The 379-nt window shown below is 59.9% G+C and carries 1 protein-coding gene; it reads left to right on the forward strand.

Going from position 1 to position 379, the window contains the following annotated elements:
• Positions 1-379, forward strand: a 379-nt coding sequence (locus IL252_RS17545) for a pirin family protein (protein ID WP_208629086.1), incomplete at both ends; no start/stop codon positions are given.

Raw genomic sequence — 379 nt, forward strand, 5'->3', positions numbered from 1 at the left:
GAACAGTTCTATATCGACCCTGACACGGGGTTTCCGATGCATCCCCACCGCGGCTTCGAAATCGTCTCGTACATGATCGAAGGCGGGATGGAACACGAAGACTCGCTCGGCGTCGCAAACACTGCATACGAGAACGATGCGATGCGAATTACAACCGGAAGCGGGATACGTCACTCCGAATTCCCCGCGGATGGGCAGGCCTGTACCGGACTCCAGCTCTGGGTAAATCTGCCGCAGGCGGTGAAGGACGCTGACCCGGATTACGTCGACGCGACGGCCGACATGCTTCCGACGGAAGAACAGGACGGCGCGACGGTCACGACAGTTGTCGGCGAGGGCTCGCCGATCAGCCTCTATACGCCGATGGAGTATCTGGACG

The organism is Halomicrobium sp. IBSBa (assembly GCF_017612575.1).
Taxonomy (GTDB): Archaea; Halobacteriota; Halobacteria; order Halobacteriales; family Haloarculaceae; genus Halomicrobium.